We start from the raw sequence: 26,531 nt of genomic DNA, 5'->3' as shown, positions 1-26,531 counted from the left end.
GCCCCTTCAAACTCAAGATTTCAATGCTTCGGCAAGTTTCGCGATTTTGCCGCGAATCGAGCCATCGATAACCAGGTCGCCGGCGCGGATGACCACCCCCCCGATAAGGGAGCTGTCTTCCTCGACTTGCAGGCGCACTTCCCGGTTGAGTCGTGCACTGAGAACCTTGGCGAGTTTGTCTTGCTGTTCTTGGTTCAATGCAAAAGCACTGGTCACTTCAACGTCTACCGATTTCTCTTGCTCGGCCTTGTACAGGTCGAACAGAGCGGCGATCTCCGGCAGAAGCGGGAGACGGTCGTTTTCGGCAACGACATTGATGAAGTTTTGTGCCTTGGCATCAAACTTGTCGCCGCACACGTCAATGAACGTGGCGGCCTTTTCTGCGCTCGTCAGTCGCGGGGCCTTGAGCACGCGCTGCATGGTGTCGTCTTGCGACACCGCTGCTGCCAGGCCGAGCATGGCTGACCAATTGGCCAGTTGCTGGTGGGCCTGAGCGTGCTCGAAGGCCGCCTTAGCGTAAGGTCGGGCCAACGTGGTCAGTTCTGCCATGATCGCCCTCGCTTAGATTTCAGCAGCCAGTTGGTTAACCAGCTCTGCGTGCGCGTTTTGATCGATTGTGGCACCCAGGATCTTCTCGGCGCCGCCGACAGCCAGCAAGCCCACTTGGGCGCGCAGCTTGTCTTTGACACTGTTCAGTTCCTGTTCGATCTCGGCTTGAGCCTGAACCTTCACACGGTCAGCGTCGACGCGGGCCTTTTCAACGGCCTCTTCGACAATCTGGTTACCGCGTTTCTTGGCTTGCTCGATGATTTCAGCTGCCTGAGCTTTCGCTTCGCGCAGTTGCTGACCCGCTTTCTCTTGGGCCAACTCCAGGTCGCGAGCTGCACGGCTGGCAGCGTCCAGACCATCAGCGATCTTCTTTTGACGTTCGTGCAGAGCCGCGATGACCGGAGGCCATACGAACTTCATGCAGAACAGTACAAAAATCAGGAACGCAACGGACTGGCCAATCAGGGTCGCATTAATGTTCACGCCAACACCTCGCAGTTACGTTGTCCATCACACCAAATCACTCGGAGATCCGAATGATTAGCCAGCGATCTGACCAACGAACGGGTTCGCAAAGGTGAAGAACAGAGCGATACCAACACCGATCATGGTTACGGCGTCGAGCAGACCGGCAACGATGAACATTTTAACTTGCAGCATTGGAACCATTTCTGGCTGACGCGCTGCGCCTTCCAGGAACTTGCCGCCCAGCAGGCCGAAACCAATTGCGGTACCCAGTGCGCCCAGGCCGATCAACAGTGCAACAGCGATAGCGGTTAGACCAACTACAGTTTCCATCTTTCCTCCCGACTTTTACGTCGTATGGTTTAGGTTTTTTAGATTAAAGCGGTAAAACAAATCGTTTCATGGTGCCCCGTGAGGAGCCCCTTCCCGTTTGACCGGGAAGGACATCAGACTAGTCGAGACTGGTCTTAATGGTTTTCTTCGTGCGCCATCGACAGGTAGACGATGGTCAGCATCATGAAGATGAACGCCTGCAGGGTGATGATCAGGATGTGGAACACAGCCCACGCCCACTGCAGGACAACGCCCAGGCCGCTGAGCCAGAGCAGGCCGCTGCCGAACATCACAGCGATCAGGATGAACACCAGCTCGCCGGCATACATGTTGCCGAACAGACGCAGAGCCAGAGAGATCGGTTTGGCGATCAGGGTCACGAATTCCAGCAGGAAGTTCACCGGGATCAGCAGGGCCTGAACGAAGATGTTCTTGCTGCCGAACGGGTGCAGGGTCAGCTCGCCGATGAAGCCGCCGATGCCCTTGACCTTGATGCTATAGAAAATGATCAGTGCGAAAACCGAGAACGCCATGCCCAGGGTCGCGTTCGGGTCGGTCGTCGACACGGCGCGGAACGGGATGTGGTGGTCGCCGGAGATCAGGATGGCCAGCTGAGGAATCCAGTCGACCGGTACCAGGTCGACGGCGTTCATCAGGAACACCCAGACGAAGATGGTCAGTGCCAGCGGTGCGATCACCGGGCTACGGCCATGGAAGCTGTCTTTCACGCTGCCATCGACGAATTCGACCAGGACTTCAACGAAGTTCTGCAGTGCACCCGGCTGACCGGAAGTCGCCTTCTTGGCCGCCATGCGGAAAAGAATGACGAAGATCAGACCCAGTGCGACCGACCAGCCGAGAGTATCGACGTGGAAAGCCCAGAAGCCCATTTCCTTGGCTTCTGCTGCGGTGTGGGCAAAGCCCCAGCCGCCGTTGGGTAGCTGACCGAAGGTCAGGTTCTGCAAGTGGTGCTGGATATAGCCCGAAGCGGTTGTTTCTGCCATGGTTGCCTCAAACGCCCTAAGGTCTCGAAAGTCTTGTTCTCATCAGCAGGGGAGCGAACCAGCTGACCGACTGAGTCAGCACGAAGGCGCCGAATACAGCGATCGGCGCCAGTGGCTTCACACCTGCAAACACCAGTGCAAACAGCACTGCCGTCAAAATCAGTTTGCCTGCCTCGCCGGCATAGAAAGACCGGACGATGGACTGGGCTGCTCGGGCGCCGGAAAACCGAAATGCCTTGTGAGCGAAATAAACATTGGGCAGCAAGGCTATCAGGCCTCCGCAAAGTCCCGAGTATCCGGCAACGACTCCGTGCCATTGCCAGAGCGCCAAAGCGACAATGAGCAAAATGACAAATTGAGCCATCAACACCGGAAAGACCGCCAGGCGATGGAACGGCAGGCGGTTTGGCTTGCGGGTTTCCATCACTATTGCTCTCCAATGGTCGGCTGCCGAAATTCAATAACTTGGCATAATTTGTGCCGACAAAATGCGCGCAGAGTATAGGGGCGGTTCTGCCCCTATTCAACTGTCAGGTAGTGATTTCCGACTGCGCGCTACAAGAGGAATTGTTTCAGCGGATGTGTGCGAGCACACCTTGAAGCTCATCGAGGGAGTTGTAACCAATCACCAATTGCCCCCTGCCCTTCTTGCCGTGGCGGATCTGCACCGCAGAGCCTAGGCGCTCGGCCAGACGCTGTTCGAGGCGGGCGATATCCGGATCAGGTTTCGCAGGCTCTACCGGCTCCGGTTTGCCACTCAACCATTGGCGAACCAGTGCCTCAGTTTGGCGCACAGTGAGACCGCGTGCGACAACATGTCGCGCCCCTTCCACCTGTTGATTGTCCGGCAGACCGAGCAATGCACGGGCATGACCCATCTCCAGGTCGCCGTGGGACAACATGGTCTTTATCACTTCCGGCAGCGCAATCAGGCGCAACAGGTTGGCCACGGTGACGCGGGACTTACCCACAGCGTCGGCAACCTGTTGCTGAGTGAGCTGGAATTCCTGCTGCAAGCGCTGCAGGGCCACCGCTTCTTCGATCGGGTTCAGGTCCTCGCGCTGGATGTTCTCGATCAGCGCAATGGCGATTGCCGTTTCATCCGGCACATCACGGACCATTGCCGGGATGGTTTCCTGCCCGGCCTGCTGACTTGCACGCCAGCGACGTTCACCGGCGATGATCTCGAAGCGACCACCACCAATCGGGCGAACCACGATCGGCTGCATCACGCCCTGGGCCTTGATCGACTGCGCAAGCTCTTCCAGCGCCTGCGGATCCATGTCCCGGCGTGGCTGATACTTGCCGCGCTGCAGCAGGTCCAGTGGCAGGTGCTGCAACTCACGGCTGTCAGCCTGCGCCGCCTGTTCTTCCAGCGAGCTGACAGTCGGACCGCTCAGCAGCGCGTCCAGTCCTCGTCCGAGACCTCGTTTCTTGACGGCCATGGGGATTCCTTAAGTTGGCTGGGCAGCGGCGATGCGTGAATTTTTGCGCTGACGGCGAACCATCTCGCCCGCCAGGGCCAGGTAGGCCAGCGCACCACGCGATTGCTTGTCGTAAGCCAGCGCCGGCATGCCATAGCTCGGGGCTTCGGCGAGGCGGATGTTGCGCGGGATCACCGTGTCGTACAGCTGATCGCCAAAGTGTTCCTTGAGCTGCGCCGAAACGTCGTTCATCAGGCTCAGGCGCGGGTCGTACATGGTCCGCAGCAGGCCTTCGACTTTCAGGTTCGGGTTCAGCAGTTCGGCGATGCGTTTGATGTTATCCACAAGGTCACTCAGACCTTCGAGCGCAAAGTACTCGCACTGCATGGGGATAATCACCCCGTCAGCAGCGACCAGTGCGTTCAGCGTGAGCATCGACAGCGACGGCGGGCAGTCGATCAGGATGTAATCGTAGTTTTCACGGACCGGCGCCAGCGCGCTGCGCAGGCGGCTTTCTTTCATCTGCATTTCCAGCAGGACCACTTCAGCCGCCGTCAGATCACGGTTGGCCGGCAGCAGTTGATAACCGCCATGTTCCGAATAGTGCATGGCCTGGGCCAGATCGCATTCACCGATCAGCAGGTCGTAGACCGAGTTTTCCAGGCCATGTTTATCCACACCGCTACCCATGGTGGCGTTGCCCTGTGGATCGAGATCGATCAACAGCACCCGGCGCTTGGTCGCGACCAGGGATGCTGCGAGGTTGATGCAGGTGGTGGTCTTGCCCACACCACCCTTCTGGTTCGCTATCGCGAATACCTTAGCCATTCTTGCTTGTGTTCCCAATCATGCCGTGCGGCGCAGTATCAGCAGATGGCGTTGGCCTTGGCAACCGGGTACGGCCAGGGCGTGTTCGCTATCGAGTTTGAAGTCTGCCGGCAATGCTACCAGCTCATCGGCCGGATGAACGCCCTTCATTGCCAGCCAGCGCGTATCGGCGTCGCCGAGGTGGCGAGTCCAGTTGGTGAAGTTCTCCATGCTACTGAATGCCCGGGAAATGATCCCGTTGAACGGCTGTGCAGGCTGGAAGGCTTCGACGCGGCTGTGGATAACTTGCAGGTTATCCAGTTTGAGTTCGAGTTTGACCTGGGTCAGAAAGCGGGTTTTCTTGCCGTTGCTGTCCAGGCAGGTCACTTGCGAGTCCGGATACAGGATCGCCAGAGGGATCCCCGGCATGCCGCCGCCGCTGCCGACATCCAGCCAGCGGCCGTTTTCGATGAACGACATCACGCTGAGGCTGTCGAGCAAGTGACGGGACACCATTTCGTCCGGATCGCGAACGGCAGTCAGGTTGTAGGCCTGGTTCCATTTGATCAACAGGGCCAGATAACCCAGCAGCAATTCATGCTGGGTTTCAGTGAGGTTGACACCGAGCTCGCGTGCTCCTGTGGATAACTCTTCGGCGTGTTGCGAAGTGACCTTAGAACTCAAGCGCTTTGCTCCAACTGACGGCCCGCGCCGCGTTTTTTCAAATGAATCATCAACAGCGAAATCGCTGCTGGGGTCACGCCCGGGATCCGCGAAGCCTGGCCAAGCGTCTCTGGACGCGTGGCGCCAAGCTTGCTCTGGATCTCCTTGGAGAGACCGGAAATGTTGGTGTAATCGATATCCACAGGCAGTTTCGTGTCTTCGCTTGCACGCAGACGGGCGATTTCGTCCTGTTGGCGATCGATGTAACCGGCGTATTTGGTCTTGATCTCGACCTGCTCGGCGACCTGTGGATCTTCGGCGCCCTGCCCGGTCACTTCGACCAGACCAGCGTAGTCGATTTCCGGACGGCTCAAGAGATTGAGCAAGTTGTATTCGTGAGTCAGCGGCGTACCGAATTTCTCGGCAATCGCATCGCCCTGCGGAGTGCCCGGGCGAACCCAGGTACTTTTCAGGCGCTGCTCTTCGAGTTCGATACTTTCGCGTTTCTTGCAGAACGCTGCCCAGCGCACGTCATCGACCAGACCCAGTTCGCGACCTTTTTCGGTCAGACGCAGGTCCGCGTTGTCTTCACGCAGGATCAGGCGGTACTCGGCACGGGAAGTGAACATGCGGTACGGCTCTTGGGTACCGAGGGTAATCAGGTCGTCAACCAATACCCCGATGTACGCTTCATCGCGACGCGGGCACCAGGCTTCTTTGCCCTTCGCACGCAATGCGGCGTTGGCACCGGCCAGCAAACCTTGCGCACCGGCTTCTTCATAACCGGTGGTGCCGTTGATCTGGCCAGCGAAGAACAGACCGCCGATGACTTTGGTTTCCAGGCTGTACTTCAGATCACGCGGATCGAAATAGTCGTACTCGATCGCATAACCCGGACGCACGATGTGCGCGTTTTCCATGCCGCGAATCGATTGCACGATCTGCAATTGAACGTCGAACGGCAGGCTTGTGGATATCCCGTTCGGATACAGCTCATGGGTGGTCAGGCCTTCCGGCTCGATGAACACCTGATGGCTTTCCTTGTCGGCAAAGCGGTGAATCTTGTCTTCGATCGACGGGCAATAACGCGGACCAATGCCTTCGATTTCGCCTGCAGCGGAATACATCGGCGAACGGTCGAGGTTCGCGGCAATGATTTCGTGGGTGCGCGCGTTGGTATGGGTAATCCAGCAACTGACTTGCCGTGGATGTTGTTCCTTGTTGCCCATGAACGACATCACCGGGATCGGCGTATCGCCTGGCTGCTCGGTCATCACCGAGAAATCCACAGACTTGCCGTCGATACGCGGTGGCGTACCGGTTTTAAGGCGACCTACGCGCAGCGGCAGTTCGCGCAGACGATGCGCCAGGGCGATCGACGGTGGATCACCGGCGCGACCGCCGGAAAAATTCTGCAAACCGATGTGGATAAGTCCGCCCAGGAACGTACCGGTGGTCAACACCACGGAATCGGCGAAGAACCGCAGACCCATCTGCGTGACGACACCGCGCACTTGTTCCTGCTCGACGATCAGGTCGTCAGCGGCTTGTTGAAATATCCACAGGTTCGGCTGATTTTCCAGAATTTCGCGAACAGCGGCCTTGTAAAGAATACGGTCGGCTTGTGCACGGGTCGCCCGTACAGCCGGACCTTTGCGGCTGTTCAACACGCGAAACTGGATACCGCCCAAATCGGTAGCCATGGCCATCGCACCGCCGAGGGCGTCGATTTCCTTCACCAGATGGCTTTTTCCAATGCCACCAATGGCCGGGTTGCAACTCATGGCACCGAGGGTTTCCACGTTATGCGTCAGCAGAAGGGTTTTTGCACCCATGCGTGCTGAGGCCAGTGCTGCCTCGGTACCGGCATGACCGCCGCCGATGACGATCACTTCAAAACGGGAAGGGAAATCCACCACGCACCTCGTGCCTGCTTAAGTAGGTCATTCAGGAATAGTTTGAGATCAGGTTTCTGGACCTGGTCGGCAAGTATAGGGACTTCGCCCTTCCTAAAGAACCCTTTGCACAAAATTTAACCAGCTGTGGAGAACTCGCGGTTAAAAGAATAAAAAAGAGAGAAATTTATAAAACCTTTGTTTTAAAGCTTATTCTTACTGCCCTTCTTTTCTGTGGATAGATCTCTACAGGCCTCTATTTTCAATGTGTACAGAGATTTAAAACCCTGTGGCCATGTCGCCATGAGGCCCTTGGATAACCGGTGTAAGCCTGTGGATGAATGAGGTGGTTATCCACAGAGGCAGTTATGTTCAGTTTTCAGGCCCTGTTATCAACTGCCCTCAGCGGCAGTTATTCACAGGGCTTAATCCACAGAAAATCGACCAAACGACTTTTTCAGGGCGCCATGAAAGCGCCTCTCAGGACAGGTGATGACAGAAGAGCCGCAGGAGGGTAGTGACAGGGCTATTGTGAGAGAACGTAACAGAGGCTAATAATAGCCATTATCATTAACTCACCAGTCGCTCCCATGTCCCTACCCGCACATAACGCTGCGATCGAGCAAATCTACGAGCAACACCATTCGTGGCTATATGGATGGCTGAAGGGAAAACTGCATGACGCTTGCGATGCAGCCGATGTTGCGCATGACACGTTTTTGCGGATTCTGGCCGCCCGCAATGCGGCTCAGATTCGCGAACCTCGGGATTATCTGGCCACCGTTGCGCGCGGCCTGGTCATTGATCGGTATAGAAGACGCGCGATCGAGGCCGCGTATTTGCAGACCCTCGCCGCCAGACCCGAAGCCACAGCCATCAGCGAAGAAGACAAGGCGCTGATCATCGAAACTCTGGTTGCCGTGGATAAAGCCTTGGCCGGCCTCGGCGCACGAACACAGCGGATCTTCATGCTTTCGCAGATCGATGGGCTGACTTATCAACAGATCGCCGTGCAGTTGAAGGTGTCGCTGACAACAGTGAAGAAGCACATGATCCGCGCTTTGACGGAATGTGCCCTGATCATGGCGCAGCGTTGATGGCCATTGCACCCAGCCGCAAGGTTTTCGAAACCGCCGCCAGTTGGTACGTGCAGTTTCAAGCCGACCCGCCGACCGTCGTCGAACAGAAAGCCTGGCAACTGTGGATAGATAGTGATCCAGCGCATCTGGCGGCGTGGAACCAGATTGAACAACTGCAGCGTCACCTCGGTACCCTGCCGCAGGATTTGAAACGTCGCGCGCTGAATACCGGCCAGCAACGGCGCCAGGTGCTGAAGTTGTTGTTGCTCGCCGCGGGGACAGGTTTCGTTGGCTGGAATGTTCAGCAGCGTACCTCTCTTGGCGATGTCTGGGCCGACTATAAAACCGGCGTCGGCCAGCGCCGCAACATTGCATTGGCCGATGGCAGCCAGATTCAACTCAATACCGGCACAGCGATTGATGTGTCTTTTGACGCAGCCCAGCGATTGATCCGTTTACGTACTGGAGAGATCCTGATTCAAACCGGCAAGCTCGGTGATCAACGGCCTTTTTTCGTCGAAACCCGCGATGGCCGAGTTCAAGCGCTGGGCACTCGGTTCTCCGTACATCAATTATCGGGTTCTACCCGGGTGGGAGTGTTGGAGGACCGGGTCAGCGTCCAGCCCGCCGACCTGTCGACAGCCGCAATGATCCTGAAGGCGGGCGAAGGTGCAGACTTTGATCGTCGGCACATCGGGTTGATTCAACCTTTCAAATCCTCGGAAGTAGCGTGGACCAACGGCCAACTGATCGTGCTCGATGGGCGGTTGGGCGATGTGATCGACGAATTGGGGCGCTATCGCAGCGGTGTTTTGCATTGCGATACACGCGTCCGGGATCTTAGGGTTTCCGGCACCTTTCGCCTCGATTCCACCGACGCAGTGCTGGCCAACCTCCAGGCCTCGCTACCGATCAACGTCCGGTACTTCACTCGTTACTGGGTTTCTATCCGTCACAACGCCTGAGCGAAAACACCTTGGGAAAAATAAACAAGAACAGGGGTTATCTTTTTTTGCTCTGACCCGGCCCTACAGGTAATCGCGATAAACGCGGCTCTTTGCCACCTTCAGGGCTTATCCACACATGCGTCTTCCCACGATCCGTCAGCGTTTTTCCCACCACTGCATTGCCTACAGCTTACTAATGACCAGTGCTGCGTCCTGCCTGGTCATCACCAATGACGCCTTCGCTGCGGAAGCGGCTCAACGTTACACCATTGCTTCCGGCCCGCTGGACAATGCCCTGAGCCAGTTCGCCGCTGCCGCCAATGTGATTCTGTCGTTCTCGCCGCAACAGACCAGCCGTTTGCGCAGCGCCGGGCTGAACGGCAACTTCAGCGTGGAACAGGGGTTTGCCCAACTGCTGCAAGGGTCGGGATTGCAAGCCGTGCCACAGGCGCCGGGCAGCTACATTTTGCAAGCCCTGCCAAACGGCGATTCACTGGAGCTGGCACCCACCAATATCAATGCTCAGTTGGCAAACCCGATGAACCTGGATTACGCCGCAGACGTCGGTTACAAGGCGCAGAACAGCCGGGTCGGTACGAAAACCAGTACACCTTTGTCGGAAACACCACGTTCGGTGTCAGTCGTGACCGCCCAACGCATGAAGGACCAGAAATCTCAGACACTCACCGAAGTACTTGGCTACGTCCCGGGGATCTTTGCGCCACCGTTTGCCGCTGGCGACAGTCTGGCCGGGGATCTGTTCTATATTCGCGGTTTTAACGCCACCGATTACGGCTACGGTCTGTTGCGTGATGGACTGCGCGTACAGGGCAACCGTTATGACACCAGTACCGAGCCTTACGGACTTGAGCGAGTCGAGATTTTCCGCGGCCCGTCTTCACTGCTTTATGGGGAAAACGCACCGGGCGGACTGGTTAATCTGGTGAGCAAACGTCCAACCGCTGTCCCTCAGGGTGAAGTGCAACTGGGTTATGGCTCAAACAATCGCCGGCAGGTCGGCGTCGATGTATCCGGCCCGCTCAACGACAGCGGCAACATTCTCGGCCGGGTGGTGATGCTCGGGCGCAAGTCGGACACCCAGACCGATCATGTCCCGGATGATCGGATCTACATCGCCCCCTCCCTGACCCTGAATTTTGATGATTTCAACACCCTGACCCTGCTGGCCAACTACCAGAAGGATCACACCAACATGGAACTGGGCCTGCCGGCCGCCGGGACTTTGCTGACAAACCCCAACGGCAAGTTATCCAAAGGCACCATGCTCGGAGACCCCGACTGGAACACCTTCGAAAGGGAAACGTGGAGCAGTGGCTATGAATTCACCCACTCGTTCAACGATGACTGGCAGTTTCGTCAGAACTCTCGCTACATGCAGTCGCGCATCACCCGACATGAGACCTGGCCGGGCAACCTTAACAACGCCGGGTTCGGCACGCGTCTGAACATGACCGCCTACGATCGCTTTAATAAGTCGATGGTGTACTCGCTGGATAACCAACTGGAGGGCAAATTCCAGGTCGGTAGCCTGGAGAATACCGTGCTGGTCGGCGCCAGCTACGATCGTACCTCCTTCAATCAGGACTGGAATGCGGGGCTGGTCGGGTCAATTGATGTGTATAACCCTGTCTATCTGCGCGATCCGACCACGCCGATCGCAGTGCAAAACACCCTGCTCGAACAAAAGATGAAAGGTGTTTATGCACAGATCCAGAGCAAATACGACCGCTGGCTGTTCCTGCTCGGTGGCCGTCAGGACTGGGTCGACAGTGATTTCCGCGACAAGGTGGCCCGCTCCAGCGACATCAGTTCCGAGGACAGGAAGTTCACCTATCAGGGCGGAGTGATGTACCAATTCGAAAACGGTATGACGCCGTATGTCAGCTATTCCACTTCGTTCGTGCCGGTGCAACAGATCTCCAACGCCGGTGCACCTCTCGATCCGATCACCAGCAGCCAGTATGAAGTGGGTCTCAAATTCGAACCGAACGGCTGGGACACCGCGTTCACGGCCTCGGTGTATGACCTGCGCAAAAAGGACGATACCTACTTCGATGCCACTACCTCGAGTTATCGTCAGGTGGGCGAAAGTCGCTCCAAAGGCGTGGAACTTGAACTCAACAGCAATCTGACACAAAACCTGAATGTCACTGCGGCCTACACCTATACCGATGCGAGAATCACCAAAGATGCAGCGACATCACTGGTCAGAGGCCATCAGATGACCGGCGTGCCGCGTAATCAGGCCTCGGTCTGGGCGAAATACCGCTTCCTTGATGGCGACCTTAAGGGGTTTTACGTGGGTGGTGGTGTGCGTTACTTCGACAGTGCATTCGCTTATACCTCGCCTTCCCTGTACGGAAAGCTGGACGCCGGCGATGTGACACTGGTGGATGCGGCGATCGGTTATCAGATCGACACGCACTGGACTGTCGATCTGAACGCGAAGAACCTTTTCGACAAGGAATATGTGTCGGGCTGCAACGATGCCGGCCGCTGCTACTGGGGTGAGGATCGCACCTTGCTCGGTACGGTTTCCTATAACTGGTAAGAAGAAAAAAGGGCTGTGGATAAAATGTCCACAGCCCCTTTTGTCATTTGCCGATACAGAAGCTGGAAAAGATCCGTCCCAGCAGATCATCCGAGCTGAACGCTCCAGTGATTTCCCCAAGAGACTGCTGGGCCTGACGCAGGTCTTCGGCCAGTAGTTCACCAGCACCCGCCAACGTCAGCTGGGCACGTCCATGTTCCAGAGCATCACTGGCATGACGCAGGGCTTCCAGGTGCCGGCGGCGTGCGCTGAAACTGCTTTCCGACGTTTGTTCGTAGCCCATGCAGGCCTTGAGGTGATCGCGCAGCAAGTCCAGCCCCTCACCAGCGGATTTGGCGCTCAGGCTGATCGTTACATGGCCATCGTCACTGACTTCCAGGGCAATGGGTTCGCCGGTGAGATCAGCTTTGTTACGGATCAACGTGACCTTCGCCGGGTCCGGCCGGGTTTCGAGGAATTCAGGCCACAGGGCGAACGGGTCGGCAGCTTCAGGTGCTGTGGCATCGACGACCAGCAGCACTCGATCAGCCTCGCCAATGGCTTTCAATGCTCGTTCAACGCCGATTTTTTCCACATGGTCATCGGTGTCACGCAGACCGGCAGTGTCCACAACGTGCAGCGGCATGCCATCGATGTGGATATGTTCGCGCAGGATATCCCGGGTGGTGCCGGCGATTTCGGTCACGATCGCGGCTTCGCGACCGGCCAGGGCGTTGAGCAGGCTGGATTTGCCGGCATTCGGACGACCGGCAATCACCACGGTCATGCCGTCACGCAGCAATGCACCCTGCCCGGCTTCGCGCAATACGGTGGATAACTCGTTACGAACCTTGTCGAGCATGCTCAGCACGTGGCCGTCGGCGAGGAAGTCGATTTCCTCTTCAGGGAAGTCGATGGCTGCCTCGACATAAATCCTCAAGCCGATCAGTTGTTCGGTGAGGTTATGCACACGCTGGGAAAACGCTCCCTGTAAGGAACGCAACGCGTTGCGTGCAGCCTGCGCAGAACTGGCTTCGATCAGGTCGGCGATGGCCTCGGCCTGAGCCAGGTCGAGTTTGTCATTGAGGAATGCTCTTTCGCTGAACTCACCGGGACGGGCCAGACGGCAGCCCAGTTCCAGGCAACGCTTGAGCAACATGTCGAGAACGATCGGGCCGCCGTGGCCCTGCAGTTCCAGCACATCTTCACCGGTGAACGAGTTCGGCCCCGGGAAATACAGCGCCAGACCTTCATCCAGCACCTGTTTATCGTCACTGAAGAACGGGCCGTAGTGGGCAAACCGTGGTTTCAGTTCGCGGCCGCTGATGGCTTTGGCCGCGACGCTGGCCAGCGGCCCCGAAATTCGAACGATGCCCACGCCGCCACGGCCCTGAGCGGTGGCGACGGCTGCGATGGTTTCACGAGGTGCGCTCATAAACCGGTTTCCAGACAAAAATGGCAGATAGCAAAACGCCCCACTAGGGGGCGTTTTGAGTGGTGTTATCCACAGAGTAAGTTACGCCTCGGCTTTTTTCGTCGCCGCTTCGATCTTACGCGTGATGTACCACTGTTGGGCAATCGACAGGCAGTTGTTCACCACCCAGTACAGCACCAGACCCGCCGGGAACCACAGGAAGAAGAAGGTGAAGATGATCGGCATCATTTTCATCACCTTGGCCTGCATCGGATCCGGAGGTGTAGGGTTCAAACGCTGCTGGATGAACATGGTCGCGCCCATGATGATCGGCAGGATGAAGAACGGATCCTTGATCGACAGGTCGGTAATCCACAGCATGAACGGCGCCTGGCGCATTTCCACGCTTTCCAGCAGAACCCAGTACAGGGAAAGGAAAACCGGCATCTGCACCAGGATCGGCAAGCAGCCGCCCAGCGGATTGATCTTCTCTTTCTTGTACAGCTCCATCATGGCTTGCGACATTTTCTGCCGGTCATCGCCATGTTGCTCTTTCAGTGCAGCCAGTTTCGGAGCCACGGCGCGCATGCGGGCCATCGACTTGTAGCTGGCGGCCGACAGAGGGAAGAAAATCCCTTTGATCAGCATGGTCAGGAAGATGATCGACCAGCCCCAGTTGCCGACGATGCTGTGGATATGTTGCAGCAGCCAGAAGATTGGCTGGGCAATGAACCACAGAATGCCGTAGTCGACGGTCAGTTCCAGACCTGGGGACAACTCTTTCAGCACCGCCTGGCTTTTTGGACCGGCGTACAGAACAGCGCTGGTTTCGACTTTCGCACCCGGTGCAGCGGTCAGCGAAGGACCGGTGTAACCGATGATGTAGTTGCCTTTGCTGTCTTTACGGGTCTGGACGATGTTGTTTTCGCCCTTCGGAGCAACCCATGCAGTCACGAAGTAATGTTGCAGCCAGGCTACCCAGCCACCGGTGACGGTTTCCTTGAGCTGAGCCTTGTCCATGTCCTTCATGGACACTTTCTTGTACGGCTCGGAACTTGTCCACAGGGCGGCGCCCAGGTAGGTCGCGGTACCGGTAGCAGTCGTGGAAGAAGGATCGGCGCTGGCGTCGCGTTTCAGCTGGGCGAACATCGAACCGGACCAAGGCTGAGCGCTCTGGTTGTCGATCAGATAGGTCACGGTCACGTCATACAGGCCACGTTTCAGAGTGAAACGCTTGATGTAATTGACGCCGTCCTTGCTGAATTTCAGGTCGACGACCAGTTGGTCCTGACCGTCAGCCAGTTGATAAGTCTTCTTCTCCGAAGAGTAGATCGGGCGACCGGCCGGGTTTGCATCCGGACCGTTGGTGCCAATCAGACCGCTCTGTGCCAGATAGGTACGTTCGCCACCGTTGTCGAACAGCTGGAACGGAACGTCCGGACGATCCTGACGACGTGGATACAGCGGCAACGTCAACTGAGCAACATCACCACCTTGTGGATCGATCGAAAGATCGAGCACGTCGGTTTTGATCTGGATCAGATCCTTGCTGGCGGCGACCGGCGTTTCGGCAGGTGCGCTGGTATCGCTTGCGGCGCGCGGAATATCGTCACTGGCGGCAGCGTTATTGCCAGTGGCGGTGTCCGGCAAACCGGATGTAGTCGTACTGGAAGCAACATTCTGAGTCGGCAGGGCAGCCTGGCCGTAGTCCTGGTTCCATTTAAGGACCATGACGTAGGACACGATTGCCAGGGCGACGATCAGGATCGTGCGTTTGATATCCATGATTACTCGGCCATCGAAGAAGAACGGGAGGTAGGGATAGGTGGAACCGGGTCATAACCACCGGGATTCCACGGATGACAGCGACCTAAACGACGAAAGGTCAGCCAGCCACCGCGCAGAAGGCCATGATTTTCGATGGCTTCATACGCGTAGCAAGAACAACTGGGGTAGAAACGACAGTGACTGGCCATCAGGGGACTAATGGCATAGCGATAAAACTGGATCGGAACGAGTGCCAGTTTACGCATCTGGACTGTCTACCCCTACAGTTTCGGTTTTGACTGCTGGTACCGGCTTGTTGCGTGCCAGACGCTTCCAGAGTTTGCCGAAATGCTGAATCAATTCGGGGTTTTCTACGTCACCCAAACCTTTGCGCGCGACGATAACAATGTCCCAGCCGACCAGTGAATCCTGGTGCAGGCGAAACGATTCGCGCATCAGACGTTTGAGGCGATTGCGCTCGACGGAGAGCTTGACGCTCTTTTTCCCGATAACCAGCCCGAGACGGGGGTGATCGAGATCGTTGTTGCGCGCAAGGAGCAGGAGATTTTTCCCCGGAACCTTGCCGGTAGGGGAGTCAAAGACTGCCTTGAAATGCCGGGGAGTAAGCAGACGCTTTTCCCGACTGAAGTCCTGACTCACCTCCAGTGCCGGATTATCAAACTGCCAGACGTGCGCGGCCTTTGGCGCGACGACGCGACAGTACGGCACGACCGTTCTTGGTAGCCATGCGAGCACGGAAACCGTGGGTACGAGCGCGTTTGATAGTGCTTGGTTGGAAAGTACGTTTCATGTCGTGTTACCTGGTTCGTCCACAACGGGCCGGAATGGCCCCCGTTTTAAGAGACCGGGGATTCTAGAGAAAGCAAGTCCATAGGTCAATTTCCAACCAACGTTTCCTTATAAATAGATCTTCGGAGCGTCCGGAACCTGATTACCCGTTTGCCAGAGATAAAAATAAAGAAGGGAATTATTTAAAGCTTTTCTGTAAAGCTTGTAAAAGCTAGGTATGCCCTTCTCTGTGGATAACTGGCTCAAGGCCTTGTATCAAGCGGTGTACAGAGAATGACAACTACAGTGGAAAACCGTGTTCAGCCTGTGCCGCACTGTCGGATAACCTGTGCGTGGAATGGATGGTTATCCACAGGCTGGTTATCCACCGACTTTCGCCCCCGGTTGTCCAGTGTGCTCAGATAGGGTTATCCACAGAGCTTATGCACACACCGTCGGTCGCCTTTTTCTCCTTTAACGCATTGATAAATCATGTCCACCGGGCAACCTGCATGTGGATAAGTGGACGACTGGCCGCTACAATGGCCGCTTGTTTTTGCCTCACCGGCTTTCAACTTAGGGGATATCCGTGTCAGTGGAACTTTGGCAGCAGTGCGTGGAGCTTTTGCGCGAAGAGCTGCCTGCCCAACAATTCAACACCTGGATCCGTCCACTACAGGTCGAAGCCGAAGGCGACGAGTTGCGCGTCTACGCACCGAACCGTTTTGTTCTGGACTGGGTCAACGAAAAGTACCTGGGGCGCGTCCTTGAACTGCTGGATGAGCATGGCAACGGTCTGGCACCGTCGCTTTCCTTGTTAATAGGCAGCAAACGCAGTTCGGCCCCGCGTGCCGCGCCGAATGCACCCTTGGCCGCGGCGCAAGTGTCCCAGGCTCAGGCCAACGCAGTGCCGGCCAGTGCGCCAGCGCCAGCTCATACGCCTGCACCGACCAAGCGTTCGACGCAGAAAACCGAAGAAATCAGTGAAGAGCCGTCCCGTGACAGCTTCGATCCGATGGCTGGTGCCGCTTCGCAACAGGCGCCGGTTCGTGCCGAACAGCGCACCGTGCAGGTCGAAGGCGCGCTCAAACACACCAGCTACCTGAATCGCACCTTCACCTTTGAAAACTTCGTCGAAGGTAAATCCAACCAGCTCGCCCGTGCGGCGGCCTGGCAGGTGGCGGACAACCCGAAGCACGGCTACAACCCGCTCTTCCTTTATGGGGGCGTAGGTCTTGGTAAGACTCACTTGATGCACGCGGTGGGTAACCACCTATTAAAGAAGAACCCGAATGCCAAGGTCGTGTACCTGCATTCCGAGCGTTTCGTGGCTGACATGGTCAAGGCGCTGCAACTGAACGCGATCAACGAGTTCAAGCGTTTCTACCGTTCGGTGGACGCCCTGCTGATCGACGACATTCAGTTCTTCGCCCGCAAGGAACGTTCCCAGGAAGAGTTTTTCCACACCTTCAACGCCCTGCTTGAAGGTGGCCAGCAGGTCATTCTCACCAGTGACCGCTACCCGAAAGAAATCGAAGGCCTTGAAGAGCGCCTCAAATCCCGCTTCGGCTGGGGCCTGACGGTTGCCGTCGAGCCGCCGGAACTGGAAACCCGCGTCGCGATCTTGATGAAGAAGGCCGACCAGGCCAAAGTCGAGTTGCCACACGATGCGGCATTCTTCATTGCCCAACGTATTCGCTCCAACGTCCGTGAGCTGGAAGGCGCGCTGAAACGCGTGATCGCCCACTCGCACTTCATGGGCCGCGACATCACCATCGAGTTGATCCGCGAATCCCTGAAAGACCTGTTGGCGCTGCAGGACAAACTGGTCTCTGTGGATAACATTCAGCGCACCGTCGCCGAGTACTACAAGATCAAGATTTCCGACTTGCTGTCCAAGCGCCGCTCGCGTTCGGTCGCTCGTCCGCGTCAGGTGGCCATGGCATTGTCCAAGGAACTGACCAACCACAGCCTGCCGGAAATCGGCGATGTGTTTGGCGGTCGCGACCACACAACCGTGCTGCACGCTTGCCGCAAGATCAACGAACTTAAGGAATCCGACGCGGACATCCGCGAGGACTACAAGAACCTGCTGCGTACACTGACCACTTGATGAACACCAGCGCAGCTTATTAAGGCAAGGGACTAGACCATGCATTTCACCATTCAACGCGAAGCCCTGTTGAAACCCCTGCAACTGGTCGCAGGCGTCGTCGAGCGCCGACAGACCTTGCCGGTACTGTCCAACGTGCTGCTGGTTGTCGATGGCCAGCAACTGTCGCTGACCGGTACCGACCTGGAAGTCGAGCTGGTCGGTCGCGTGCAACTCGAGGAGCCGGCTGAGACAGGTTCCATCACTGTGCCTGCGCGCAAGCTGATGGACATCTGCAAGAGCCTGCCGAACGATGCGCTGATCGACATCAAGGTCGACGAGCAGAAGCTGGTGGTGAAAGCCGGCCGTAGCCGTTTCACCCTGTCGACCCTGCCGGCCAACGACTTCCCGACTGTGGAAGAAGGTCCGGGTTCGCTGACCACCAGCCTGGAACAGAGCAAGCTGCGTCGTCTGATCGAACGCACCAGTTTCGCCATGGCCCAGCAGGACGTGCGTTATTACCTCAACGGCATGTTGCTGGAAGTGTCGACCGGTGTGATCCGTGCCGTGGCCACCGACGGTCACCGTCTGGCCATGTGCTCGATGCAGGCCGACATCGGTCAGCAGGAACGCCATCAGGTGATCGTGCCGCGCAAAGGTATTCTCGAACTGGCACGTCTGCTCACCGAGCCGGACGGCAACGTCAGCATCGTGCTGGGCCAGCACCATATTCGCGCGACCACCGGCGAATTCACCTTCACCTCGAAACTGGTCGACGGCAAGTTCCCGGACTACGAGCGCGTTCTGCCGAAGGGCGGCGACAAGCTGGTACTGGGCGATCGTCAGGCGCTGCGCGAAGCGTTCAGCCGTACCGCGATTCTGTCCAACGAGAAGTACCGCGGTATCCGTCTGCAACTGGCCAGCGGTCAGTTGAAGATCCAGGCCAACAACCCGGAGCAGGAAGAGGCGGAAGAAGAAGTAGGCGTGGAATACAACGGCGGCTCCCTGGAAATCGGCTTCAACGTCAGCTATCTGCTCGACGTGCTGGGTGTGATGACCACCGAGCAGGTTCGCCTGATCCTGTCCGACTCCAACAGCAGTGCGCTGGTGCAAGAGTCCGACAACGACGATTCGGCTTACGTTGTTATGCCGATGCGTCTGTAATCAGCTGACTCTGGATGTCTTTAAGTCGCGTCTCGGTCACCGCGGTACGCAATCTGCACCCGGTGACCTTCTCCCCCTCCCCCCGAATCAACATTCTTTACGGCGCCAACGGCAGCGGCAAAACCAGTGTTCTGGAAGCCATTCACCTGCTGGGGCTTGCGCGTTCGTTTCGTAGCACGCGGCTGTTGCCGGTCATCCAGTACGAGCAGATAGCCTGCACCGTATTCGGCCAGGTCGAGCTCGCCGAGGGTGGCCACAGCGCATTGGGCATATCTCGTGACCGTCAGGGCGAGTTCCAGATCCGCATTGACGGTCAGAACGCTCGCAGCGCTGCGCAACTGGCGGAGATCCTGCCGCTGCAGTTGATCAACCCCGACAGCTTTCGCCTGCTGGAAGGCGCGCCGAAGATTCGCCGGCAGTTTCTCGACTGGGGCGTGTTCCACGTCGAGCCGCGGTTCATGGCCACCTGGCAGCGTTTGCAGAAGGCCTTGCGCCAGAGAAACTCCTGGCTGCGGCATGGTACACTTGACGCCGTTTCGCAAGCGGTTTGGGACAGGGAACTGTGCCAGGCCAGCGCTGAAATCGATGAATACCGCCGCGCTTATATCAAAGCCTTGAAACCGGTCTTTGAACAAACCCTGAGCGAACTGGTTGAGCTCGAAGGTTTGACGCTCAGCTATTACCGAGGCTGGGACAAGGACCGGGAATTGAGTGCCGTGCTTGCCGGATCCGTTCAACGGGACCAGCAGATGGGTCATACCCAGGCCGGGCCACAACGGGCTGACTTGCGTCTTAGATTGGGCGCACACAACGCCGCGGACATCTTGTCCCGGGGTCAGCAGAAGTTGGTTGTCTGTGCATTGCGGATTGCCCAGGGGCATCTGGTGAGCCAGGCCCGACGCGGCCAGTGTATTTATCTGGTGGATGACTTGCCGTCCGAACTGGACGAGTGCCACCGACGCGCGCTATGCCGCTTGCTGGAAGACTTACGCTGCCAGGTTTTTATCACCTGTGTAGATCACGAATTATTGAGGGAAGGCTGGCAGACGGAAACGCCAGTTGCTCTGTTCCACGTGGAACAGGGCCGTATCACCCAGACCCACGACCATCGGGAGTGAAGGCATTGAGCGAAGAAAATACGTACGACTCATCGAGCATTAAAGTGCTGAAAGGCCTGGATGCCGTGCGCAAACGTCCCGGTATGTACATTGGTGACACCGACGATGGCAGCGGTCTGCACCACATGGTGTTCGAAGTGGTCGACAACTCGATCGACGAAGCCCTCGCCGGCCACTGCGACGACATCAGCATCATCATCCACCCGGATGAGTCCATCACCGTTAAAGACAACGGCCGTGGCATCCCGGTAGACGTGCACAAAGAGGAAGGCGTTTCCGCCGCCGAGGTCATCATGACCGTCCTCCACGCCGGCGGTAAGTTCGACGATAACTCCTACAAGGTATCCGGCGGTCTGCACGGTGTAGGTGTATCGGTGGTGAACGCGCTGTCCGAAGAACTGGTCCTGACCGTTCGCCGCAGCGGCAAGATCTGGGAACAGACCTACGTCCACGGCGTGCCTCAGGCACCGATGGCGATCGTCGGCGACAGCGAAACGACCGGTACTCAGATTCACTTCAAGGCTTCCAAGGAAACCTTCAAGAATATTCACTTCAGCTGGGACATCCTGGCCAAGCGCATTCGTGAACTGTCCTTCCTCAACTCCGGTGTCGGTATCGTCCTCAAGGACGAGCGCAGCGGCAAGGAAGAGCTGTTCAAATACGAAGGCGGGCTGCGTGCGTTCGTTGAATACCTGAACACCAACAAGACTGCGGTCAACCAGGTGTTCCACTTCAACATCCAGCGTGAAGATGGCATCGGCGTGGAAATCGCCCTGCAGTGGAACGACAGCTTCAACGAGAACCTGTTGTGCTTCACCAACAACATTCCGCAGCGCGACGGTGGCACTCACCTGGTGGGCTTCCGTTCCGCACTGACGCGTAACCTGAACAACTACATCGAGCAGGAAGGCCTGGCGAAGAAGCACAAAGTCGCCACCACCGGTGACGATGCCCGCGAAGGCCTGACCGCGATCATCTCGGTGAAGGTGCCGGATCCGAAGTTCAGCTCCCAGACCAAAGACAAGCTGGTGTCTTCCGAGGTGAAGACCGCGGTCGAACAGGAAATGGGCAAGTACTTCTCGGACTTCCTGCTGGAAAACCCGAACGAAGCCAAACTGGTCGTCGGCAAGATGATCGACGCTGCACGTGCCCGTGAAGCGGCGCGCAAGGCCCGTGAGATGACCCGCCGCAAAGGCGCGCTGGACATCGCCGGCCTGCCGGGCAAACTCGCTGACTGCCAGGAAAAAGACCCGGCGCTGTCCGAACTGTACCTCGTGGAAGGTGACTCCGCGGGCGGCTCTGCCAAGCAGGGACGTAACCGCAAGACGCAGGCCATCCTGCCGCTGAAGGGCAAGATCCTCAACGTCGAGAAAGCCCGTTTCGACAAGATGATCTCGTCCCAGGAAGTGGGCACCCTGATCACCGCGCTGGGCTGCGGTATCGGTCGCGAAGAGTACAACATCGACAAGCTGCGCTATCACAACATCATCATCATGACCGATGCTGACGTCGACGGTTCGCACATCCGTACCCTGCTGCTGACCTTCTTCTTCCGTCAGTTGCCGGAGCTGATCGAGCGTGGGTACATCTACATCGCCCAGCCGCCGCTGTACAAGGTCAAGAAAGGCAAGCAAGAGCAATACATCAAAGACGACGACGCCATGGAAGAGTACATGACGCAGTCGGCCCTGGAAGATGCGAGCCTGCACCTGAACGAAGACGCCCCGGGTATTTCCGGTGAAGCGCTGGAACGTCTGGTGAACGACTTCCGCATGGTGATGAAGACCCTCAAGCGTCTGTCGCGCCTGTACCCGCAGGAGCTGACCGAGCACTTCATCTACCTGCCGGCGGTGAGCCTGGAAATGCTCGGCGATCACGCGAAGATGCAGGACTGGCTGGCCCAGTACGAAGTCCGTCTGCGCACCGTCGAGAAGTCGGGCCTGGTTTACAAGGCCAGCCTGCGTGAAGACCGCGAGCGTGGCGTGTGGCTGCCAGAGGTCGAACTGATCTCCCACGGCCTGTCGAACTACGTCACCTTCAACCGCGACTTCTTTGGCAGCAACGACTACAAGACCGTCGTCACCCTCGGCGCTCAGTTGAGCACCCTGCTCGACGAAGGTGCGTACATCCAGCGTGGCGAGCGCAAGAAAGCGGTCACCGAGTTCAAGGAAGCCCTGGACTGGCTGATGGCCGAAAGCACCAAGCGCCACACCATTCAGCGATACAAAGGTCTGGGCGAAATGAACCCGGATCAGCTGTGGGAAACCACCATGGACCCAAGCGTGCGCCGCATGCTGAAAGTCACCATCGAAGACGCCATTGGCGCAGACCAGATCTTCAACACCCTGATGGGTGATGCGGTCGAACCTCGCCGTGACTTCATCGAGAGCAACGCTCTGGCGGTGTCCAACCTGGATTTCTGATCCCGGTCGGCACCAACGAAAAGGCCAACGCACCAGCGTTGGCCTTTTTTATTGCCTGCGATTTACTCCCCCGCTGCCACACTCTCCAACCGATACCCATACCCATAGATCGTCAGTAACTGCCAACCTCGATCCGCCGTCAGCCCGAGCTTGTTGCGCAGGCGATAGATATGCGTGTCCAGCGGTCGCGACGTGGACATTTCTTCGTGGGGCCAGAATCGTTCGTACAGGTAATCCCGTGACAGCGGTCGGCCGAGGTTACTGAACAGGCAATGGGCGAGGCGATACTCGCGCTCGGTCATGACAATCGGTTTCCCGTCGCGGGTGACGGTCAGTTCGGCGTCGTCGAACACCAGGTCATTGAAACGCAGGACGTCGGCCGGGGCGTTACGTTGCAGGCTGTGCCGGCGCAGTACCGCCGCCACGCGGGCCTTCAGTTCATTGGGCCGAAACGGCTTGCTGACGTAATCGTCGGCCCCGGCATTCAGGGCCTGGACGATATCGCTCTCACCATCGCGGCTGGTCAGCATGATGGCCGCTGGCGGCGCTTCCATGTGTTCTCGGGTCCAGCGCAGCAGCGCCAGCCCGGTGAGGTCGGGCAATTGCCAGTCGAGGATCAGCAGGTCGAAGGTTTCCCGGCGCAACTGGCGTAGCAGATCTTCGCCGCTTTCGAAGCTGTGCAGTGACCAGGGCTGTCCTCCGGCCTCGGCCATTTGTTGCAGGGTCTGCTCGACCCGACGCAGTTCGGCGGGTTCATCGTCCAGTATCGCAACGCGCATACGCGGTGGTTCCTTGTCGCTCGGGCAATGGGTGCCGACCGGATCGGCTCACTCCATGCAGTGAAAGTAAGCGGCACGCCGTGGGGTGAGCCGCTATGATTCTTCGGGTCTACGTCCTCAGACCGGTTGCCTATGAAACCATTCAACCCGCCCTGCCCTGTTCCCCATGAATAACCACCGCCGACACGAAAGCCGCGTACCCAGCCAGGTTCAGCGTTTGTTCCGGCAACTGGTGCGCGAGTGGGTGTGGATAAGTCTAGTGCTGTTGCCGCTGACTGCACTGCTTTCCTGGCGGGCGCAGATCAATTTGCACGACCCGGCCCCGTTGATGGGCGCGGGACTTTCAGTTGCCTTGGTCGCGTGCGTGCTCGGGTTGTTGCTGTGGCGCCCGCGTCTGGCGCTCTGGCTGACATTGGGCGGAATGGCCGGCGTGCTGCTGACCAGTGCAGGCCTGGCGGAGATGAGGCGTTGGTGGTCGCCGACGCCGGCGGTGCTGGGCATGCTGTTCGGCTATCTGATCTGGAACTGGCGTCGCTTGAGTGTAGTGCTCACCTACTTCGGCTGGGAGCTGGCGCGGCTGGACAGCGAACCGAAAGTCTTTCCCGAACGACGTCGGGCGCAGTTTCCCAGCGCCGACCGCTTGCAGGGGCAGATCATGGCGCTTGAGCAAGCCATGAGCCGCACCCGCGATACCCGCCGCTTCATTGCCGATGGGCTGGAGTATCTGCCGGTTGCAACCCTGATCAGTGATCCTCGAGGGCAGGTCCTGTTGGGCAATCGCAAGGCCCGGAACCTGTTCGATCACACTCTGGTGGGCGAGGATGTCCTCGAGCAGCTGGCGCGCCTGGGCTACCCGGAGTTATCCACAATGCCGCGCCCGCCGCTGTCCGAGCTGCCTCTGCTGGAGTTCCGCGATCACAAGGAACGTAGCCTGCGCCTGGAACGTGCCGCGTTGTTACCAGTGGATGGCGACATACCGATTGGCTGGCTGCTGAGTCTCACTGACCTGAGCGCCGAACGCGCCGCCGAGGAACAGCGCGGTGTGTTGCTGCGCTTCCTGTCCCATGACCTGCGCGCTCCCCACTCGGCGATTCTTGCCCTGCTCGAAGTACACCGGCATCAGACGGGGACTGATTCGCCGCTGTTCGAACAGATTGAACGCCAGGTCCGTCGGGCGCTGGAACTGACCGATGGCTTCGTTCTGTTGGCCCGGGCCGAGTCCGAGGCGTATCAGTTTCAACCGAGTCTGTTCGGGATGCTGGTCATGGACGTGCTGGATCAGGCGTTGCCCATCGCTCAGCAAAAACGCATCGAGCTCTTGAGCGACATGGACGAACAATCACAGGAGCGTCTGATTATGGCCGATCAGGGTTTGTTGACCCGCGCGCTGTTCAACCTGCTGGAAAATGCAATCAAGTACAGCCCGGCCGAATCCACCGTCGGCCTGCGTGTCAGTTGCCACGACGATTGGCTGCGTTGTGAACTGTCCGATCAAGGTAAAGGCATCGCTGCAGAGGAACTGCCCGACCTGTTCAGTCAGTACCGGCGTTTTTCCTCTGCGCAGGGTATCGATGGCGTGGGCCTGGGGTTGTCGATGGTCAAAGCCGTGGTGGATCACCATGGCGGTCGGATCGAGTGTCTGAGCGTGGTCGATAAAGGTACGACGTTTTGTCTGGAACTGCCGCTGATTCCCGAAGAGCAGGCATAAAAAAACCGGCTATATCAGCCGGTTTCCTTACTTCCGAAAAAAACTTATGCACCTTTTACGGTGTTTTATCAGCTTCGGAAATATATAAGTAAATCAGTCACTTAATTTGATAATTCGGGACTTTACGAACAAACCGTACACAGGTTATCCACAAAACTCAGACAGCGATCTGATTGTTCGCAGCCGGTGCCTGAGGGGCCGGAGGCAGCGAGCCCATTTCCCGCTGGGTTTTCTCGTTCCACGCCTGCACCCGGTCGTTCAGATCAGCGATGGCGCGGGGACCACTGCCCTCGGCGTACATCGGCTCACCGATGATCACGGTAATCACACCCTGCTTTTTACCCCAACCGATTTTCGGCCAGAATTTCCCGGCATTGTGTGCAATCGGCAGTACCGGAAGCGCCGCATTCACCGCCAATGCGCTGCCACTGCGGGAGAACTTGCCGATGGTGCCATGAGGAACGCGAGTGCCTTCAGGGAAGATCAGCACCCAGACATTGTCCTTGAGCAACTCATCACCTTTCGCCGCGACCTGCTTGAGGGCGGCTTTCGGGTTGTCGCGGTCAATCGCGATCGGCCGCAGCATGGCCATCGCCCAGCCGAAGAACGGCACGTACAGCAATTCGCGCTTGAGCACCTGGCTCAAGGGCGAGAAATAAGCGGAAAGAAAGAACGTCTCCCAGGTGCTCTGGTGGTTCGATTGAATCACGCAGGGCCGGTCAGGCACGTTTTCCGCGCCTTTGACTTCGTAACGGATACCGAGAAACACCTTGGTCAACCACAAGGCACAACGGCACCAGTACACGTTGATGAAACGATAGCGCGCCTTGAACGACAGAAAGGGCGCGATAAAAAAGCTCAGGCTGCACCACAGCAGGGCGGTGGTGCCCAGCAGCAGGTAAAAGAGGAAGATTCTGATGGCCTGCAGTATCGACATGGCGACGTTTACCGTTACGGGCAATGCCCGACTGTTCAAGCGCACTCCCGATCAATCCCTGGTCAGGAACTTCAGAAGCACTCTAGTTGTGGATAAGTTCTGCGGCAATCGCCGCGAGATCGTCAAAAATCAGGGTGCCCACCGGCAAGGTCTTGGCCTGAGTCTTTTCGCCTTTCCCGGTCTTTACCAAAACGGGCTGTGAATCGACGGCTTTGGCGGCCTCCAGGTCACCTAGGCTGTCGCCGACGAACCAGACATTCGTCAGCGCGACGTTGTAATGCTGCGCGATGGTTTTCAACATCCCCGGTTTCGGCTTGCGGCAGTCGCAACCTTCGTCCGGCCCATGCGGGCAATACACGATCAGCCCGATTTCACCGCCCTGCTCCGCCACCAGTTCGCGCAGGCGCGCGTGCATGGCATCAAGGGTGGCGAGGTCGTAGTAGCCGCGAGCAATGCCCGACTGGTTGGTGGCGACCGCCACCGTCCAGCCGGCCTTGCTCAACTGCGCAATCGCTTCGATCGAGCCGGGCAGCGGAATCCACTCCTCCACCGACTTGATGTAAGCGTCGGAGTCGTAATTGATCACTCCGTCCCGATCGAGAATCAGCAGTTTCAACAGCAGT

At 57.8% G+C, this 26,531-nt stretch carries 25 protein-coding genes; 8 read left to right on the top strand and 17 right to left on the bottom strand.

All coding sequences use genetic code 11. The features are described 5' to 3' along the window. Positions 1-12 precede the first annotated feature (12 nt). The 9 genes from QLG12_RS21825 to mnmG all read right to left on the bottom strand — a co-directional run bounded on the left by QLG12_RS21825 (position 13) and on the right by mnmG (position 7,161). Positions 13-549 carry a F0F1 ATP synthase subunit delta gene (locus QLG12_RS21825; RefSeq protein WP_011336717.1) on the bottom strand — a complete coding sequence of 179 codons (537 nt, stop codon included), beginning with the start codon at positions 547-549 and terminating at the stop codon, positions 13-15. Positions 550-561: 12 nt separating this feature from the next. Then, positions 562-1,032, bottom strand: a complete 471-nt coding sequence (locus tag QLG12_RS21820; RefSeq protein WP_007954149.1) for a F0F1 ATP synthase subunit B — start codon at positions 1,030-1,032, stop codon at positions 562-564. Positions 1,033-1,089: 57 nt separating this feature from the next. Beyond that, positions 1,090-1,347 (bottom strand): F0F1 ATP synthase subunit C, encoded by a 258-nt coding sequence (gene atpE, locus QLG12_RS21815; RefSeq protein ID WP_003097235.1) that lies wholly within the window; start codon positions 1,345-1,347, stop codon positions 1,090-1,092. Between the two features lie 134 nt (positions 1,348-1,481). Continuing rightward, positions 1,482-2,351, bottom strand: coding sequence for a F0F1 ATP synthase subunit A (atpB, locus tag QLG12_RS21810; RefSeq protein WP_039764981.1), 870 nt, complete (start codon positions 2,349-2,351; stop codon positions 1,482-1,484). 16 nt (positions 2,352-2,367) lie between these two features. Beyond that, entirely contained in the window at positions 2,368-2,775 is a 408-nt protein-coding gene (locus tag QLG12_RS21805; RefSeq protein ID WP_197868961.1) for a F0F1 ATP synthase subunit I, read from the bottom strand. Between the two features lie 148 nt (positions 2,776-2,923). Then, positions 2,924-3,796 carry a ParB/RepB/Spo0J family partition protein gene (locus QLG12_RS21800; RefSeq protein WP_064379654.1) on the bottom strand — a complete coding sequence of 291 codons (873 nt, stop codon included), beginning with the start codon at positions 3,794-3,796 and terminating at the stop codon, positions 2,924-2,926. Between the two features lie 9 nt (positions 3,797-3,805). Next, positions 3,806-4,603, bottom strand: a complete 798-nt coding sequence (locus QLG12_RS21795; protein WP_064379652.1) for a ParA family protein — start codon at positions 4,601-4,603, stop codon at positions 3,806-3,808. 18 nt (positions 4,604-4,621) lie between these two features. Continuing rightward, a complete protein-coding gene (gene rsmG / locus QLG12_RS21790) occupies positions 4,622-5,266 on the bottom strand; it encodes a 16S rRNA (guanine(527)-N(7))-methyltransferase RsmG (protein WP_007911906.1) in 645 nt (214 codons plus the stop codon). After that, positions 5,263-7,161: a tRNA uridine-5-carboxymethylaminomethyl(34) synthesis enzyme MnmG gene (gene mnmG, locus QLG12_RS21785; protein WP_236192474.1), complete on the bottom strand. Its 1,899-nt coding sequence runs from the start codon at positions 7,159-7,161 to the stop codon at positions 5,263-5,265. Before mnmG ends, rsmG begins: the two co-directional genes overlap by 4 nt. 569 nt (positions 7,162-7,730) lie before the next feature. Here mnmG and QLG12_RS21780 point away from each other — a divergent pair. The 3 genes from QLG12_RS21780 (at position 7,731) to QLG12_RS21770 (ending at position 11,738) form a co-directional block, all read left to right on the top strand. Beyond that, positions 7,731-8,237 (top strand): sigma-70 family RNA polymerase sigma factor, encoded by a 507-nt coding sequence (locus QLG12_RS21780; protein ID WP_282475210.1) that lies wholly within the window; start codon positions 7,731-7,733, stop codon positions 8,235-8,237. Further along, a complete protein-coding gene (locus tag QLG12_RS21775; protein WP_282475209.1) occupies positions 8,237-9,184 on the top strand; it encodes a FecR domain-containing protein in 948 nt (315 codons plus the stop codon). Before QLG12_RS21780 ends, QLG12_RS21775 begins: the two co-directional genes overlap by 1 nt. 118 nt (positions 9,185-9,302) lie before the next feature. After that, positions 9,303-11,738, top strand: a complete 2,436-nt coding sequence (locus tag QLG12_RS21770) for a TonB-dependent siderophore receptor (RefSeq protein WP_282475208.1) — start codon at positions 9,303-9,305, stop codon at positions 11,736-11,738. Positions 11,739-11,781: 43 nt separating this feature from the next. Here the strand turns inward: QLG12_RS21770 and mnmE are convergent, their stop codons facing one another. The 5 genes from mnmE to rpmH all read right to left on the bottom strand — a co-directional run bounded on the left by mnmE (position 11,782) and on the right by rpmH (position 15,709). Further along, the gene (gene mnmE / locus QLG12_RS21765; protein ID WP_197868966.1) at positions 11,782-13,152 is read right to left on the bottom strand and encodes a tRNA uridine-5-carboxymethylaminomethyl(34) synthesis GTPase MnmE; all 1,371 of its coding nucleotides are present in this window, start codon (positions 13,150-13,152) and stop codon (positions 11,782-11,784) included. 81 nt (positions 13,153-13,233) lie between these two features. Continuing rightward, on the bottom strand, positions 13,234-14,916 hold the full coding sequence (gene yidC / locus QLG12_RS21760) for a membrane protein insertase YidC (protein ID WP_197868967.1): 1,683 nt from the start codon (positions 14,914-14,916) through the stop codon (positions 13,234-13,236). A gap of 2 nt (positions 14,917-14,918) precedes the next feature. Further along, positions 14,919-15,164, bottom strand: a complete 246-nt coding sequence (gene yidD, locus QLG12_RS21755; RefSeq protein ID WP_010465488.1) for a membrane protein insertion efficiency factor YidD — start codon at positions 15,162-15,164, stop codon at positions 14,919-14,921. Beyond that, positions 15,157-15,558, bottom strand: a complete 402-nt coding sequence (gene rnpA / locus QLG12_RS21750; RefSeq protein WP_011336726.1) for a ribonuclease P protein component — start codon at positions 15,556-15,558, stop codon at positions 15,157-15,159. Before rnpA ends, yidD begins: the two co-directional genes overlap by 8 nt. A gap of 16 nt (positions 15,559-15,574) precedes the next feature. Continuing rightward, positions 15,575-15,709, bottom strand: coding sequence for a 50S ribosomal protein L34 (gene rpmH, locus QLG12_RS21745; RefSeq protein ID WP_003213577.1), 135 nt, complete (start codon positions 15,707-15,709; stop codon positions 15,575-15,577). A gap of 567 nt (positions 15,710-16,276) precedes the next feature. Here rpmH and dnaA point away from each other — a divergent pair. The 4 genes from dnaA to gyrB are packed head-to-tail and all read left to right on the top strand — an operon-like array spanning position 16,277 to position 22,484. Then, a complete protein-coding gene (gene dnaA, locus QLG12_RS21740) occupies positions 16,277-17,800 on the top strand; it encodes a chromosomal replication initiator protein DnaA (RefSeq protein WP_064379644.1) in 1,524 nt (507 codons plus the stop codon). Positions 17,801-17,839: 39 nt separating this feature from the next. After that, on the top strand, positions 17,840-18,943 hold the full coding sequence (gene dnaN, locus QLG12_RS21735) for a DNA polymerase III subunit beta (protein ID WP_007954131.1): 1,104 nt from the start codon (positions 17,840-17,842) through the stop codon (positions 18,941-18,943). 14 nt (positions 18,944-18,957) lie between these two features. After that, complete coding sequence (gene recF / locus QLG12_RS21730) at positions 18,958-20,061, top strand: DNA replication/repair protein RecF (protein ID WP_282475207.1); 1,104 nt, start codon at positions 18,958-18,960, stop codon at positions 20,059-20,061. 5 nt (positions 20,062-20,066) lie between these two features. Further along, positions 20,067-22,484, top strand: coding sequence for a DNA topoisomerase (ATP-hydrolyzing) subunit B (gyrB, locus tag QLG12_RS21725; protein ID WP_085686140.1), 2,418 nt, complete (start codon positions 20,067-20,069; stop codon positions 22,482-22,484). 62 nt (positions 22,485-22,546) lie between these two features. On the opposite strand, the gene QLG12_RS21720 is transcribed toward gyrB, so the two are convergent. Then, entirely contained in the window at positions 22,547-23,263 is a 717-nt protein-coding gene (locus QLG12_RS21720) for a response regulator transcription factor (protein ID WP_197868969.1), read from the bottom strand. Between the two features lie 166 nt (positions 23,264-23,429). On the opposite strand from QLG12_RS21720, the gene QLG12_RS21715 reads away from it, so the two are divergent. Beyond that, positions 23,430-24,971 carry an ATP-binding protein gene (locus tag QLG12_RS21715; RefSeq protein ID WP_282475206.1) on the top strand — a complete coding sequence of 514 codons (1,542 nt, stop codon included), beginning with the start codon at positions 23,430-23,432 and terminating at the stop codon, positions 24,969-24,971. A gap of 157 nt (positions 24,972-25,128) precedes the next feature. Here the strand turns inward: QLG12_RS21715 and QLG12_RS21710 are convergent, their stop codons facing one another. Together QLG12_RS21710 and gmhB are read right to left on the bottom strand one after the other, a co-directional pair. Further along, positions 25,129-25,908 carry a lysophospholipid acyltransferase family protein gene (locus QLG12_RS21710; RefSeq protein WP_197868971.1) on the bottom strand — a complete coding sequence of 260 codons (780 nt, stop codon included), beginning with the start codon at positions 25,906-25,908 and terminating at the stop codon, positions 25,129-25,131. An 82-nt stretch (positions 25,909-25,990) separates the two neighbouring features. Continuing rightward, entirely contained in the window at positions 25,991-26,530 is a 540-nt protein-coding gene (gene gmhB / locus QLG12_RS21705; protein ID WP_197869043.1) for a D-glycero-beta-D-manno-heptose 1,7-bisphosphate 7-phosphatase, read from the bottom strand. Position 26,531: the final 1 nt, after the last annotated feature.

The sequence above is a fragment of the Pseudomonas sp. V88_4 genome (assembly GCF_029967985.1).
In the GTDB taxonomy this organism is placed as follows: domain Bacteria; phylum Pseudomonadota; class Gammaproteobacteria; order Pseudomonadales; family Pseudomonadaceae; genus Aquipseudomonas; species Aquipseudomonas glycinae.
This window is presented reverse-complemented; position numbering and strand designations above follow the sequence as displayed.

Coding starts and splice junctions, on each gene's coding strand:
- QLG12_RS21825 (WP_011336717.1), bottom strand. CDS start 549: ATGGCAGAACTGACCACGTTGGCCCGACCTTACGCTAAGGCGGCCTTC.
- atpE (WP_003097235.1), bottom strand. CDS start 1,347: ATGGAAACTGTAGTTGGTCTAACCGCTATCGCTGTTGCACTGTTGATC.
- atpB (WP_039764981.1), bottom strand. CDS start 2,351: ATGGCAGAAACAACCGCTTCGGGCTATATCCAGCACCACTTGCAGAAC.
- QLG12_RS21805 (WP_197868961.1), bottom strand. CDS start 2,775: ATGGAAACCCGCAAGCCAAACCGCCTGCCGTTCCATCGCCTGGCGGTC.
- QLG12_RS21800 (WP_064379654.1), bottom strand. CDS start 3,796: ATGGCCGTCAAGAAACGAGGTCTCGGACGAGGACTGGACGCGCTGCTG.
- QLG12_RS21795 (WP_064379652.1), bottom strand. CDS start 4,603: ATGGCTAAGGTATTCGCGATAGCGAACCAGAAGGGTGGTGTGGGCAAG.
- QLG12_RS21780 (WP_282475210.1), top strand. CDS start 7,731: ATGTCCCTACCCGCACATAACGCTGCGATCGAGCAAATCTACGAGCAA.
- QLG12_RS21775 (WP_282475209.1), top strand. CDS start 8,237: ATGGCCATTGCACCCAGCCGCAAGGTTTTCGAAACCGCCGCCAGTTGG.
- QLG12_RS21770 (WP_282475208.1), top strand. CDS start 9,303: ATGCGTCTTCCCACGATCCGTCAGCGTTTTTCCCACCACTGCATTGCC.
- mnmE (WP_197868966.1), bottom strand. CDS start 13,152: ATGAGCGCACCTCGTGAAACCATCGCAGCCGTCGCCACCGCTCAGGGC.
- yidC (WP_197868967.1), bottom strand. CDS start 14,916: ATGGATATCAAACGCACGATCCTGATCGTCGCCCTGGCAATCGTGTCC.
- yidD (WP_010465488.1), bottom strand. CDS start 15,164: ATGCGTAAACTGGCACTCGTTCCGATCCAGTTTTATCGCTATGCCATT.
- rpmH (WP_003213577.1), bottom strand. CDS start 15,709: ATGAAACGTACTTTCCAACCAAGCACTATCAAACGCGCTCGTACCCAC.
- dnaN (WP_007954131.1), top strand. CDS start 17,840: ATGCATTTCACCATTCAACGCGAAGCCCTGTTGAAACCCCTGCAACTG.
- recF (WP_282475207.1), top strand. CDS start 18,958: ATGTCTTTAAGTCGCGTCTCGGTCACCGCGGTACGCAATCTGCACCCG.
- QLG12_RS21720 (WP_197868969.1), bottom strand. CDS start 23,263: ATGCGCGTTGCGATACTGGACGATGAACCCGCCGAACTGCGTCGGGTC.
- QLG12_RS21715 (WP_282475206.1), top strand. CDS start 23,430: ATGAATAACCACCGCCGACACGAAAGCCGCGTACCCAGCCAGGTTCAG.
- QLG12_RS21710 (WP_197868971.1), bottom strand. CDS start 25,908: ATGTCGATACTGCAGGCCATCAGAATCTTCCTCTTTTACCTGCTGCTG.